At 68.1% G+C, this 13,187-nt stretch carries 14 protein-coding genes; 4 read left to right on the forward strand and 10 right to left on the reverse strand.

Going from position 1 to position 13,187, the window contains the following annotated elements:
* Nucleotides 1-66: 66 nt before the first annotated feature.
* The 6 genes from MST3598_RS16475 to MST3598_RS16500 form a co-directional block, all read right to left on the reverse strand.
* Nucleotides 67-1,383, reverse strand: coding sequence for an ABC transporter substrate-binding protein (locus MST3598_RS16475; RefSeq protein ID WP_051671052.1), 1,317 nt, complete (start codon nt 1,381-1,383; stop codon nt 67-69).
* Between the two features lie 280 nt (nt 1,384-1,663).
* Complete coding sequence (locus tag MST3598_RS16480; protein ID WP_021201700.1) at nt 1,664-2,104, reverse strand: DoxX family protein; 441 nt, start codon at nt 2,102-2,104, stop codon at nt 1,664-1,666.
* Between the two features lie 119 nt (nt 2,105-2,223).
* A complete protein-coding gene (locus tag MST3598_RS16485) occupies nt 2,224-3,093 on the reverse strand; it encodes a dihydrodipicolinate synthase family protein (protein WP_029259345.1) in 870 nt (289 codons plus the stop codon).
* Nucleotides 3,090-4,745, reverse strand: a complete 1,656-nt coding sequence (locus MST3598_RS16490; RefSeq protein ID WP_029259346.1) for a tripartite tricarboxylate transporter permease — start codon at nt 4,743-4,745, stop codon at nt 3,090-3,092. The genes MST3598_RS16485 and MST3598_RS16490 overlap by 4 nt, the downstream gene beginning before the upstream one ends.
* A complete protein-coding gene (locus tag MST3598_RS16495) occupies nt 4,742-5,299 on the reverse strand; it encodes a tripartite tricarboxylate transporter TctB family protein (protein ID WP_029259347.1) in 558 nt (185 codons plus the stop codon). The genes MST3598_RS16490 and MST3598_RS16495 overlap by 4 nt, the downstream gene beginning before the upstream one ends.
* A gap of 88 nt (nt 5,300-5,387) precedes the next feature.
* A complete protein-coding gene (locus tag MST3598_RS16500) occupies nt 5,388-6,356 on the reverse strand; it encodes a tripartite tricarboxylate transporter substrate binding protein (RefSeq protein WP_029259348.1) in 969 nt (322 codons plus the stop codon).
* A gap of 156 nt (nt 6,357-6,512) precedes the next feature.
* On the opposite strand from MST3598_RS16500, the gene MST3598_RS16505 reads away from it, so the two are divergent.
* Genes MST3598_RS16505 through MST3598_RS16520 form a run of 4 tightly spaced genes read left to right on the forward strand, consistent with a single transcriptional unit; the run spans nt 6,513 to nt 10,368 of the window.
* Entirely contained in the window at nt 6,513-7,667 is a 1,155-nt protein-coding gene (locus tag MST3598_RS16505) for a PP2C family protein-serine/threonine phosphatase (protein WP_029259349.1), read from the forward strand.
* Nucleotides 7,664-9,628: a glycosyltransferase family 2 protein gene (locus MST3598_RS16510; RefSeq protein ID WP_029259350.1), complete on the forward strand. Its 1,965-nt coding sequence runs from the start codon at nt 7,664-7,666 to the stop codon at nt 9,626-9,628. The genes MST3598_RS16505 and MST3598_RS16510 overlap by 4 nt, the downstream gene beginning before the upstream one ends.
* Nucleotides 9,612-9,944, forward strand: coding sequence for an STAS domain-containing protein (locus MST3598_RS16515; RefSeq protein ID WP_021201693.1), 333 nt, complete (start codon nt 9,612-9,614; stop codon nt 9,942-9,944). The genes MST3598_RS16510 and MST3598_RS16515 overlap by 17 nt, the downstream gene beginning before the upstream one ends.
* Entirely contained in the window at nt 9,934-10,368 is a 435-nt protein-coding gene (locus MST3598_RS16520; protein WP_051667789.1) for an ATP-binding protein, read from the forward strand. The genes MST3598_RS16515 and MST3598_RS16520 overlap by 11 nt, the downstream gene beginning before the upstream one ends.
* A gap of 3 nt (nt 10,369-10,371) precedes the next feature.
* Here the strand turns inward: MST3598_RS16520 and MST3598_RS16525 are convergent, their stop codons facing one another.
* From MST3598_RS16525 to MST3598_RS16540, 4 genes are read right to left on the reverse strand one after another with little or no spacing between them, the layout of a single operon-like run.
* Nucleotides 10,372-11,031, reverse strand: a complete 660-nt coding sequence (locus MST3598_RS16525; RefSeq protein WP_021201691.1) for a GntR family transcriptional regulator — start codon at nt 11,029-11,031, stop codon at nt 10,372-10,374.
* Nucleotides 11,032-11,083: 52 nt separating this feature from the next.
* Nucleotides 11,084-11,497, reverse strand: coding sequence for a heat shock protein transcriptional repressor HspR (locus MST3598_RS16530; protein ID WP_167256169.1), 414 nt, complete (start codon nt 11,495-11,497; stop codon nt 11,084-11,086).
* A 40-nt stretch (nt 11,498-11,537) separates the two neighbouring features.
* On the reverse strand, nt 11,538-12,521 hold the full coding sequence (locus MST3598_RS16535) for a DnaJ C-terminal domain-containing protein (protein WP_021201689.1): 984 nt from the start codon (nt 12,519-12,521) through the stop codon (nt 11,538-11,540).
* 7 nt (nt 12,522-12,528) lie between these two features.
* Nucleotides 12,529-13,185 carry a nucleotide exchange factor GrpE gene (locus MST3598_RS16540; RefSeq protein ID WP_021201688.1) on the reverse strand — a complete coding sequence of 219 codons (657 nt, stop codon included), beginning with the start codon at nt 13,183-13,185 and terminating at the stop codon, nt 12,529-12,531.
* Nucleotides 13,186-13,187: the final 2 nt, after the last annotated feature.

Genomic DNA, 13,187 nt, shown 5'->3' on the forward strand with positions numbered 1-13,187 from the left:
GGCGCAGGGTCCGGGGAAGAGGTCCCGGACCCTGCACGAACTCCACTGCTGCCACAGGTTCCCGAGCTACAGGGTGTCCTGGACGGCCTGGACGGATTCCGCTGCCTCCTGCGGAGTGGCGTCACCGGTCGCGATGGCGGCGAGCGCATCGGCCACGGCCTGGTCGAGCTTGGGCGACTCGAAGTAGCGCGAGTACTTCACCTGCGGGAGCCACTCGTCGACGAACAGGTTCCAGATCTGCTCCTGCTTCTCGCTCGTGAACTTCTCCGGAGCGAGACCGGTGACGGCGGGGACATCGTTCATGGTGTTGACGAGCTTCTGCGCGGCGGAGCCGGCGATGAAGTCGGTGAGCACCTTGCAGGCGAGGTCGGGGTTGGCCGTGTTCTTCGAGATGCCCAGGCTCACGTCGATGCCGCCGACGAACTGCGGCTCGGCGGCACCGCCGGGGATGGTCGGGAACAGGAACGGCTCGTACCCGGACATGCCCTCCGACAGCGGCGGGATGTCGGACTTGGTCGGGTCGGACTGCTGGATCCACCAGGCACCGAGGGGGATCATGGCGGCGTTGCCCGCCTCGAACTGGTTCACCGCCGACGGGTAGGCGTCGAGGCCGATCGCACCGTCCTGGGCGATGCCGTCGGAGAACAGCTTGCCCCAGTACTCGAACGCCTTCACGATGGCCGCGTCTGTCCATTGCACGGAACCGGCCTCTGCCTCATAGACGGTTCCGGGCGAGACGTTGTTGGCGATCTGCAGGAAGACGACGTTGCGCAGCCAGGAGTCCTTCGCGGGCAGGAGGAACGGGGCGGCGTCGCCACCGCTCAGGTCCTTCGTGGTCTGCACGAGCTCGTCCCAGGTCTTCGGCACACTCAGACCGGCGTCGTCGAAGATCTCGGAGTTGGCCCAGAGGTTGACCGTCTGAGTGAGGATGGGGAGCGAGTAGAAGTTGTCGTCGCCCTCGGGGTTGCCCATTCGGGCCTGTTCGATGCCGATCGGGTAGAACTTGCTCTGCCAGTCGTCACCCCAGGTCTCGGCAGCGCAGTCCTGCAGAGGCATCAGGTTCTCGCGGTACTGCTGGGTGAGCGCTCCGGGCTGCAGGCCGAGCACGTCGGGCATCGTGTTCGAGCTGGCACGGCTCTGCAGGTCGACGAGGTACTCCGGGTAGTTGAAGATCGTCGCGTCGATCTTCGATCCGTCGTTCTCCGCTTGGAAGGCCTCGATCATCTGACGGGTCGTCTGCTCGATCGGGCTCCACGAGCGGAACGTGATGGTGTCGCTGGAGGCGTTTCCCGACGCGTCCGGCGCTGCGCCGCCGGCGCAGGCGGTGACTCCGAGGGCGGTGATGACCGTGGCCACTCCCGCCAGGCTCCTCTTGAGCTTCATCTGCAATCCCCTTACTTCGCTGTAAAAGTCCTCGGCGAGATGCCGAATGCGCTCAGTTTAGGTTTATTTGCGTATTTGACGCCAGGAATACGGGGAACCTCAGTGAAAGTCTTTTCTTTTTTGTGTTTTCGCATACCTTTGTCGTCGAAAACGAAAACGGAGGTGCGCGTGGAGGCCGCAACGACGCGGAATGCGGGTTTCCCTTCCGCAACACACCCCGCACAGACGACGGATGCCGCGACCCCTCGGGCCGCGGCATCCGTCGTGATGCGGAGGTTCTTCAGCTCAGCCAGGCCGGTGCGCGTCCCCGCAGGAACGCACCGTCCAGGGAGAAACGCCCGGCGCCTGTGAGCGCGAGGGCGAGAGCTGCCGCACCGAGGACGGCGACGAACTCGTAGCCGCCCTCGCCGACCCAGAGGCCCGCGGGAAGGTGCACGGCGATGAGCGCGACGATCATGTCGATGGCCAGCAGGATACCGACAGGACGGGTGAAGAGGCCGAGGATCAACAGGATGCCGCCGATGAGCTCGACGAAGGCGACGACAGGGCCGGCGATCTCCGGGAGCGGAATCCCCATGCCTGCGAAGCTGCCGATCGTTCCGGGGAGCGTGAACTCGAAGATCTTCTGCGCGCCGTGTGCGGCGAAGATCGCGCCGACGACCACGCGGAGGACCAGGAGTCCCAGCGAGGGTGCGGCGGAGGGGGCTGTGGTGTTCGTCATGAGGAGTTCTTCCTTCGTGGCAGGACACCCGCGCGCCAGGCGCGGAGCAGGGTCGTTCCCTGGTTCCACGCTAGGAAGACGACATTTCCATCTCCTGTGACCGTGTCACCTGTGACGTGTCACCGGTGCGCGGCCACCACCTCGGCGACGGCGGTGCGCTCGGCGGCACTCGGCTCGGCGATCGCCATGCGGCAGTGCGTGTCGACCACGTCGAGCACGCGGTACGCCTCTTTCATGCGGGCCATGTCGCCACCGATGAGCGCGACCACATCGTCGACCGCGGCCTGCGCAGCGACGATGGCCGCCGCGTCCCCGGACCTCCCGGCGTCGGCGAGGGCGCGGAACGGCTTCGGCGTGACGGACGATACCCCGGACACGACACCCTGCGCCCCCACCTCGACGGCCGCGATCAGGTCGCGGTCGGCGCCGGTGTAGAGGTCGAAGTCGGCGGGCACGACGGCACGGTAGGCGGCGATGTCGTCGAGGGAGAGTTCGCTGATCTTGGCGCCCACGACGTTGGGCAGTCGTGCGAGACGCGCGAGGAGCTCCGGCGACACCGGGTTGCCGCTGCGGGCCGGGTAGATGTACACGTACAGCCGCCCGTCCCCGACGGCCTCCGACACCGCGCGGTAGTACTCGAAGATCGCGTCGTCCGTGGCCTGCAGGTAGTACGGCGTCAGCGCGGCGAACTCGGTCGCGCCCAGTCGGCGGGCGATACGGGTCAGCCGCACGGCCTCGAAGGTGCTGGGGCGACCGACGTGCACGACCACGCGCATACGCTCCTGCAGCTCGGCCAACGCCGCTTCCACGATGGCCGCGAACTCGTCGGCGTCCACGGCGGGGAACTCGCCCGTCGTGCCGAGCACGAACGCTCCCTCGTTCCCCGAGTCGGCGACGAACCGGAAGATCGCACGCGAGCCCTCGATGTCGAGGGTGCCGTCGCGGTGGAACGCGGTGGGCACGGCGGTCAGGATGTCATAGCGGGTCACTTCTCGGTCTCCTCGGAGTTCTTGCGGGTCTTGCGGGCACGACGCCCTGAGGTGTCGATGTTGCGGACGGTGGAGGTGAGCAGATCGGGCTGGGCTGCGAGCTCGTCGTGCGCCTTCTCGATCTGCTGGATGCTGTCGTCGTGCAGGATCGAGTCCGCGAGCGAGGCGCGCTCGGCACGGGGCCTCCGGGCGGCGCGGATGGCCGGCATCACGATCGAGAGCACGGCCAGGGCGAGCAGCACGAGCGCGATGGGGCTGACCACCTCGAAGAACGGACGCGTGGGGAGGATCGCCAGCGTGCGGGCGAGGTTCTCCTCGGCGAGCGGTCCGAGCAGGAGGCCGAGCACGACCGGACCGGCCGGCACCTGCATGCGCTTGAGCAGCACGCCGATCACACCGAAGACGAGCATCGTCACGACCGTCGACAGGCTGTTCGAGGTGGCGTAGGTGCCGATGATGCAGAAGATCAGGATGCCGCTCCACAGATACGGCTGTGGCACGTCGAGCAGCTTCACCATGCCCTTCATGCGCACCAGGCTGAGCGCGAGAGAGAGGATCGTCGCGATCAGCATGATGCCCACGATCGAGACGACCAGGTCGGGGCGGTTCGTGAAGAGCGTCGGACCGGGGGTGATGCCCCAGATGATCATCGAGCCGATCATCACGGCCATCACCGAGTCACCGGGGATGCCGAGGGCCATGGTCGTCGTGAGGGAGCCGCCGAGGGTGGCGCTGGAGGCGGTGTCGGAGGCGGCGACACCCTCGATCGATCCCTTGCCGAACATCTCGGGGTGCTTCGACGCCTTGCGTGCCCGCTCCCATCCGATGAGTCCGGCGATGTCCCCACCGGCCGCGGGGATGAGCCCGACACCGAGTCCGACGGCGCCGCCGACCGCGGTCGCGCGCCCGCTCTGCTTCAGTTCGGCGCGGTTCGGCCACCAGCGGCCGAGACTCGAGATCGGGCGCACGGCCGACTTCCGATGCGTGAGCAGCTGGTCGAACAGCTCGGCGATGCCGAAGAGTCCGATGATCACGGCGATGAAGTTGACGCCCTCGACGAGTTCGAGCACCCCGAAGGTGAAGCGCTGGTCGGCGGTGGCCGCGTACGTGCCGACGCTGCCGAGCATGAGGCCGAAGAGTCCGGCGAGGATGCCCTTGAGCATCGACTTCGACGAGATGCCGATCATGATCGCGATGCCGAAGACCACGAGCGCGAACAGCTCGGGCGACTTGAAGTAGTCGCGGGCGAAGCTGGCGATCGGCACGGCGGCGACCGCGAAGAGCACGAGTGAGGCGAGGATGCCGACCGCCGAGACGATCGCCGAGACGGTGAGCGCGAGCCCCGCCCTTCCCTGCTTCGCCATCGGATACCCGTCGAGGGTGGTGGCGATGGACGCGGGCGTGCCCGGGGTGTTGATCAGGATGGACGGCACCCGGTCGCCGAAGTTCGCCGCGACGTAGATCGTCAGGAGCACGGCGAGACCCTGCACGGGCTCGAGGGTCATCGTGAAGCCGGCGGCGAGGGCGACGGCCATGGTCGCGGTGATGCCGGGGAACGCTCCGACCATGAACCCGAGCACGAGGCCGACGAGCATGTAGAGCAGGATCGAGATGTCGAGGAGCGAGTTCAGCCCCTCCATGAGCGCGTTCACAGGGGGATCCTCAGGAGCATCCCGAACACGACGTAGACGAACGCCGTGACGGAGACGGAGTAGATGACGAGGCTCAGCCAGCGGCGGTGGCCGTAGAGGAGCATGAGGGCGGCCATCAGCAGAGCGGCGGCGATCGGGAAGACCTCGATGCGGTAGCCGAACAGGATGACCGAACCCAGCGACCACAGCGCGATGAAGGCGCCGGTGATCGCGAGGGTGGCGATCACGCGCAGGTAGCCTCCTGGCTGGATGCGCTCGAGGTCTTCACGGGTGGGGGCCGGACGGGTGATCGCGACCGCGAGCAGCGCGATGGCGATGACGACGCCGGTGACCCCGATGACGAGGGGCCAGAAGCGGGCGTCGATCTGCCCGGGGGCGGCCTCGCGGCGCAGCGGGATCTGCGTCGCGAGGAAGAGGTAGCCGGCGGTGAATCCGAGGGCGACGACCGCGAACACGATCTCGAGGGGACGCGAGGCGGAGGCGCCCTGGTACCCGTCGTCCGTGGCGGCGACGGAGGCGTGCGTTGCAGACCCGTCCGATGCGGAGGTCGACATGGTGCTCCTTTCCTGATCCGAGAAGTGAGGGTGGGTGCTGCGGGGCCGGTGATGAGCCCGGCCCCGCAGCATCGGCGATCCGGTCTTCTCAGCCCAGGAGGTCCTTGAAGAGGTCGAACTGCTCGTCGACGAAGGTGGTCCACTCGGCGGAGTCGCGGTACACGACCAGGTTTCCGGCATCGGCCTGGAACTTCTGGTAGCTGTCGGACTCGACGGCTTCCTTCACGGCGGCTTCGAGCGTGGTCTTGACGTCGTCAGGGAGACCCTTGGGTGCGTATATGCCGCCCCAGCCACCGAAGATCACGTCTTCGCCGATGGCCTCTTCGACCGTCTCGACGTCTTCCGCGTCGGGGTGGCGCACGTCGTTCATGACAGCCAGGATGCGCACGGCCTCACCCTGCGCCAGGGCTTCGCCGAGGCCGGAGACGGCGGCGACGGTCTCACCCGATGCCGCTGCTGCGACGGCTGTCGCTCCTCCGTCGTACGGCACCGGGGTGAAGTCGGCGTCCGTCGCGTCGCCGAGCCCGATGGTGGCGGCCTCCCAGATGGAGCCGGCGCCGGAGTTGGCGACCGTCACGGCACCCGTCTTCGCCTGAGAGACGAGGTCTTCCAGCGTCTCGATACCGCTGTTCGCGCCGACCGTGACCACGCCGGGGGCGAGCATGATCTGGCCGAGCAGGTCGAAGTCGTCCGGCAGCACGTTCGCACTCTGCGTGGTGTTGAGCATCGCGATCTCGACCGGCGCGAATCCGATGACATACCCGTCGGGATCCTGCGCGCCCACGTACTCCATGGCCAGCGCTCCGGCGGCACCGGGCATGTTCTCCGGGATGACGCTGACGCCGAGGATCTTCTCGAGCTCCGTGGCGAGCGCGCGCGACGAGAGGTCGGACCCTCCGCCGGGGTTGGCCTGGATGATGAGGCGGATGTCGCTCTCGGGGAACGTCGATCCGGCCTCCTCGCCCTCCTCGACCTTGGTGCAGGCCGAGACGATGAGAGCGGTGGCTGCGAGGGCGGCGATCGCGGCGGCCGCCCGGGTGATGCGCTTGCGGGGCATCTTTGCTCCTCTACGTGGGTCGACCCTGTTGTCGACTCCCCGACCGTAGCAGTGTTGACTGTTAACAGTCAACACTGGCGGGTGCGCGAGTGGCGTCCCATCGGCCATGCGTTCCTTCTAGGATGGCCGAAGGCGACCGTAGGAGGGGCGGAGCACATGTTCGACGAGCGACGGCGACAGGCAGCGCTCGAGGAACTGGGGATCCTTGACACACCACCGGACGAGCGCGTGGACCGGGTGGCACGGCTGGCGAAGGAGATGTTCGGCGTGCCGATGGTCAGCGTCTCGCTGATCGACCGTGATCGACAATGGCGCAAGGCGCAGATCGGGCTGGGCGGAGACGAAGCCCCCCGGCAGGACTCCTTCTGCGACTACACCGTGTCGCAGGACGCGACCGTGGTGGTCGAAGACGCCCTCATCACCGATGTCTTCGCGGACAACCCGTTCGTCACCGGGGACCCGCACCTGCGTTTCTATGCCGGCCACCCGCTGCATGCGCCCGGCGGCGAGCCCGTCGGCACCCTGTGCGTGCTCGACACCGAGCCCCACACCTTCACCGAAGCGCAGCGCGACCTGCTGCGCGACCTGGCGTTCTGGGTGCAGACCGAGCTCGCCCAGGATCAGGACATCGACCACGCGGCTGTTCTCCAGCGCGCGCTGCGACCACGCTCGAACCCCGAGCTCGACGGCTACACGATCGCTGCGGGCGCCGCGCCGCGCGGCATGCTCGCGGGCGACTACTACGACTTCTCGACGCACGGCGGGGCGCTGCGCATCACAGTGGCCGACGCGATGGGCAAGGGCACCGGCCCCGCACTCGTCGCCGCGACCGTGCGAGCGTCGTTGCGGACGGCGCCCGAGCGCTCGCTCGCCGTCTCCGTGGCCGACGTCGATCGTCTGCTCGAAGAGGACCTCGCCGACACGGCGATGTTCGTCACCGCCATGGTCGCCGAGCTGCGACCCGAGAGCGGGGATCTGGACGTGATCGACGCCGGGCACAACCTCGCCTTCGTGATCCGGGCCGACGGTTCCTGGACGCACCTGCGCTCCAAGAACCTCCCGCTCGGGATGGGCATGGGCGTCGTCGATGCCCGCGTCCCGATGACCACGAGGCTCGAACCCGGCGACACGTTCATCTGCTGCAGCGACGGACTGCTGGATGTGCTCGACGCCGACGATCCCTTCGCCCATGTGCAGCGCGTGCTCCGAGCGCTCGGCCCGGAGGGTGCGGTGCGCGAGGCGCTGCGACTCGCCGCCGACGATCGTGCGACGGACGACATCACCGTCGTGGTGGTGCGGAGGGACGCATGACCGCCCGGTTCGCGGCGATCCGCATCCTCGCCCTGCTCTCCGTGCTGCTGGGTGTCAACTACGTGGCATGGCGCTGGCTCGAATCGGTCAACTGGTCGGCGTGGTGGATCGCCGTGCCCCTCGTGATCGCCGAGACCTACAGCCTGATCGACACGTTCCTGTTCTGCCTCACGATGTGGCGCGCACGCGAGCGGCCGGCCCCCGTCTCGCCGCCGCAGGGGACAGTCGACGTGTTCATCACGACGTACGACGAACCGGTGGCTCTGGTGATGACCACCGCCCGCGCGGCGAAGAACATCGCCTACCCCCACTCGACCTGGATCCTCGACGACGGCTCGCGCCCCGAGTTGGAGGCCGAAGCCCGAGCGGCGGGGGTCGGCTACCTCACGCGCTCGGAGGAGTGGACGGGAAAGCCGCGGCATGCCAAGGCCGGCAACCTGAACAGCGCACTGTTCCAGACCGACGGCGAGTTCCTCCTCATCCTCGACGCCGATCAGGTTCCCGATCCACTGATCCTCCATCGCACGCTCGGATACTTCGCGGACGACGAGGAGGTCGCCCTCGTGCAGACGCCGCAGTGGTTCGTGAACGTCGATGACGCCGATCCGCTGGGCAGCCAGGCGCCGCTGTTCTACGGTCCGATCCAGCAGGGCAAGGACGGATGGAACGCCGCCTTCTTCTGCGGCTCGAACGCCGTGCTGCGACGCGAAGCCCTGATGCGACTCGGGATCGTGGGGTATGTGCGCGACGTCACCGACTCGGCCTCCCGGGCACTCAAGGCCGCCGAGACCCTGATCGCGCGGGAGGCGCAGACCGCAGCGGATTCCGCCCTGGCGACGGAGCTGTCGGCGCTGCGCATCGCGATCAGCCGCGGACGGAAGGAACTCGCGGCCGGAGAATCGGTCGCCGATGTCGCCGCGCGGGTGCGCGAGTCGGTCGACCATGCCTCACGCATCCTCATCGCGCACGATATGGACGGCATCAGGGCTGACCTGGCGGAGATCGGCGCCCTTCCGCTGCAGCAGGACGCCGAGCTGGGCGCGGTGATCGTCGACGAGGCCGGCCTCGATGCCCTCGCCGCCTCCGACCTCTCCCCGGTCACCGCCGTCGCCGCTGTGCGGGGTCTGCTGGACGCGTTGCGGTTGGACCGTGGCGACGAGGCACAGCCCATCCTCCCCCTCGCGACGATCTCGGTCACCGAGGACATGGCCACGGCCATGCAGCTGCACGCCCTCGGCTGGAAGAGCGTGTACCACCACGAGATCCTGGCGCACGGTCTCGCTCCCGAAGACCTCCGCACGATGCTGACGCAGCGACTGCGCTGGGCGCAGGGCACTCTGCAGGTGATGCTGCGGGACAACCCGCTCGTCAAACGGGGCCTCTCGGCCGGACAGCGGCTGATGTACTTCTCCACGATGTGGACGTACCTGTCGGGATTCGCCGCGATCGTCTATCTCGTGGCCCCGGTCGTCTACCTGGTGTGGGGTGTGCTTCCGGTCACCGCCTGGTCGTTGGATTTCTTCGCCCGCTTCCTGCCGTACTTCCTCGTGAATCAGGCGCTGTTCCTCGTGGTCGCGAAGGGCGTGCGCACCTGGAGGGGGCAGCAGTACTCGCTCGCACTGTTCCCGGTATGGATCCGTGCCTGCTGGACGGCATTCGCCAACGTCGCACTCGGCCGCCCGCTTTCCTTCGCCGTCACGCGGAAGGACGGCCGCGACCCCCGCGGCATCCCCTGGGGGCAGATCTGGCCCCAGCTCACCGCGATGGCGATGCTCGCGCTCGCCCTCATCATCGGCATCACCCGCGTGATCATCGGAACCGCCGACGGCACCGGCACGATCGTGAACACGGCTTGGGTGCTGTACGACCTGGTCGTGCTCAGCGTCATCATCCAGGCCGCCCGCTACCGCGGACCGGCCGCCCGCGCCCTCGAGAAGGAGTCGAATGAACGTCAGCACTGAGAACAGGGATGGCTATGCCGTGATCGCGATCACGGGGCGGCTGACCGCTTCGGGCGCGCCGCTGCTGCGAAACGCGGTGAGCGACCTCGTCACCGCAGGACAGCCCCGCATCGCGATCGATCTGCGTGGCACGGAATTCGTCGATTCCTCCGGACTCGGCGCCCTCGTCGGAGGCCTCAAGAGCGCCCGGGTCGCGGGCGGAGACCTGCGGATCGCCGCCGTGCCCGACGCGGTGAAGACGGTCCTGCACCTCACCAACCTCGATCGCGTGCTTCGCGACTACCCCACGCCGGAATCGGCGTTCGATGGCAGCTGAACCGCCGGGCTTTCACATCGACGGGCGGGCAGAACTCGCCCTCGTCGACCGCGTCCTGGATGAGCTCGACCGGCTCTGGATACGCGCGCCCGGCGTCCCCGCCGAAGACCGCACCCTCTTCACGCTCGCGCTCAGCGAAGTCGCGACCAACATCGCACAGCACAGCCGGGGCATCGATGTGACGATGAGCGTGGATGTGCGCGCTTCCGACGGTGCGCTGCACGCTGAGGTCGTCGACTCGGCGGAACCGGCGACGATCGACTGGGACGGCGTCGTGATGCCCGAGCAGGCGAGCGAGAACGGACGCGGTCTTGCTCTGGCGCAGGCCGCTCTCGACGAGTTCAGCCATTCGGCGACAGCCCGCGGCAACACCTGGGGGCTGGTGCGTCGGCTGCAGGCGCATCCGAACGATCCGTCGATCTGACGGTCAGCGTCCGCCCACCTCGTGCAGCATGCGCTCGCGTGCACCGTCGAGGTGGGCGCTCAACACCTCGGCAGCAGCTTCCTGGGTACCGGTGCGCATGACCTCGAGCAGCTTCACATGATCGTCTGACGACTCATGGAGATCCTCGTCATGGTTGATCGTGACCTCGAGCAGCGCCGTGAACGTCGGCAGGTACTGGTTCCACGCCCCCTCGAGGCGCGGGTGATCGGCGAGCGCGTAGATCTGCGAGTGGAACTCGAGGTCGGCGGTGACGAACGCCGCGTGGTCTCCGGCATCGGCGGCTTCGGCCATCCGCGCGACGGCGGCGGAGATGGCCTCCCAGCGCTCGTCGTCGTCGACGCGCATCGCTCGAGAGAGGGCGAGCTGTTCGAGAGCGCCCCGCAGGCTGTACAGCTGATCGACGTCGTCGCGGGTGAGTCCGACGATGTAGACCCCGCGCGGACGTTGCACCTCGACGAGCTTCTCGAAGCTCAGCTGCGTCAGGGCATCGCGCACCGGTCCCCGACTGACCGAGAACTCCTCGGCGAGCGCTTCTTCGGTGATGCGCGCGCCCGGGGCGAGTTCGCCGCGCACGATGCGCTGGCGGAGCACCCGCGCCACCTGGGCGCCGAGGGATTCTCCGCGCGTGACGGTCTGCGTCATGGTGACCTCCTGTTAACTGTTGACAGGATACACACCGCCCATCGCAAGTGACCTAGGCGCTCCCGCGCGGGTCCCAGAGCACGACCTCGGTCGAGCGCCGAAGGCGGCGACCGGTCGGCATGGGCACGACGCCCGCGGACCCGGCGGCGAACACGCGCACGCCCGGACGGCTCTCGCGCTCGGTGCGCAGCGCGCTCTCGAGCACGGTGATGCGATTACGCAGCGCCCTGTTCTCGTCTTCCAGGTCGAGCAGGCGAGCGATCGCGGGAAGGCTCACCCCTTCGGAGGAGAGCTGAGCGACCTCGCGCAACTGCTCGATGTTGCGTGTCGAGTAGCGGCGCGAGCCCCCTGAGGTGCGCCCGGGGACGACGAGGCCGATGCGGTCGTACTGCCGCAGGGTCTGCGGATGGAGGCCGGAGAGTTCGGCGGCGGCGGCGATCGCGAACACCGGGGTGTCGGCATTCATCATGAACGCCTCCGCCCCCGGTGTCCGCTTCGACGACCGGTCATCGCCGCGCCTTCGCCATCAGCTCGGCCCGCGGGTTCTCCGTGGGCTCGAGTTCCTGGAACTTCTCCAGCGCTTCGCGTGCGGCCTCATCGAGGTGCGTGGGCACCGCGACCTGAAGCTCGGCGAGCAGGTCGCCCGTGCCCTTCGACGTGGTGACACCGCGGCCCTTGACCCGCAGCACCCGCCCGGAGGGGGTGCCGGGTGCGACGCGGAGTTTCACCACGTCGCCGCCGAGGGTGGGCACCTCGATGGTCGCCCCGAGAGTGGCCTCGGTGAACGTCACCGGGACGACGACTCGCAGGTTGAGACCGTCGCGGGTGAAGACCGGATGCGGGCGCACCGCGATCTGCACCACGATGTCGCCGCTCTCTCCGCCATCGGGCGAGGGACGACCGCGCCCGCGCAGACGGATCTTCTGGCCGTCGGCGACACCCGCAGGGATCTTCACCTTGAACGGCTTGCCGTCTTCGCCCTGCAGCGAGATGGTCTCGCCCTGCACGGCGGTGATGAAGTCGAGCGTGGTGCGGGCCGTGACGTCGGCACCGCGCTGCGGACCACCGAAGCCGCGGTAACCGCCGCTCGGCTGGCCGAAGCGACCGTTGCCGAAGCTCGCGCCCTGCCCCTGGTTGAACATCGCGAAGATGTCCTCGAAGTCGGCGGTCTGCCCGCGGCCCTGCTGTCCGAAACGGCTGAACACGTCTTCGAAGCCGCCTGCGCCCTGGCCGCCCGCCGTGAAGCGAGCGCCGGAGCCCATGGCGCGGATCTCGTCGTATTCCTTGCGCTGTTCGGCGTCGGAGAGCACCGAGTAGGCCTCGCTGATCTCCTTGAACTTCGCCTCGGCCTTGGCATCACCCTGATTGGAGTCCGGGTGATACTTGCGCGCGAGCTTGCGATACGTCTTCTTCAGGTCCGCATCGCTGACGTCCTTGGAGACCCCGAGGGTCTTGTAGAAGTCCTTGTCGAACCAATCCTGGCTGGCCATCGATCACCTACCCTTCCGGGACGGCGACGACGACCTTCGCGGGGCGCAGCTCGACATCACCGAGGCGGTAGCCCACCTCGACGACCTCCAGCACGGTGGTCTTCTCGGCGCCGGGAGTCGGCTGCTGGAAGATGGCCTCGTGACGCTGGGGGTCGAATTCCTCGCCCTTCTCGCCGTACGCGACCACTCCGAGACGCTCCACGACCAGCCGCACCTTGTCGGCGATCACGGCGAAGGGAGTCCCCTCCACGAGATCGCCGTGCTGGGCGGCGCGGTCGAGGTCGTCGAGCACGGGGATGAGACCCTTGGCGGCCTCGCCCTTCGCGCGCTCGCTCTCGACCTGGCGCTGCTCCTCGGTGCGGCGACGATAGTTGGCGTACTCGGCCTGGAGGCGCTTGAGGTCGTTCAGCAGTGTGGATTCGAGGTCGGCGAGCACGGCGTCTTCCGCCGCGGCCTCGCCGGTCTGCGTGGCGCCGAGGATGTCGTCGACCGTGAGGTCGTCCGGCGCACCGTCGACGGGGGTCTCGTCCGATCCCTCGGCGGCTGCCGCTTCACGGGAGTCCTGGTGGTGCGGCGCGGGGCCGGATGCCTGAGCATCCGACCCCTCGCTGCGACCTTCGGCGGACTCAGGAAACTGGTTCTCGTCGAAGTTCTTGTCCGTCATGA

It is taken from the genome of Microbacterium sp. TPU 3598, assembly GCF_002356155.1.
GTDB lineage: Bacteria > Actinomycetota > Actinomycetes > Actinomycetales > Microbacteriaceae > Microbacterium > Microbacterium maritypicum_A.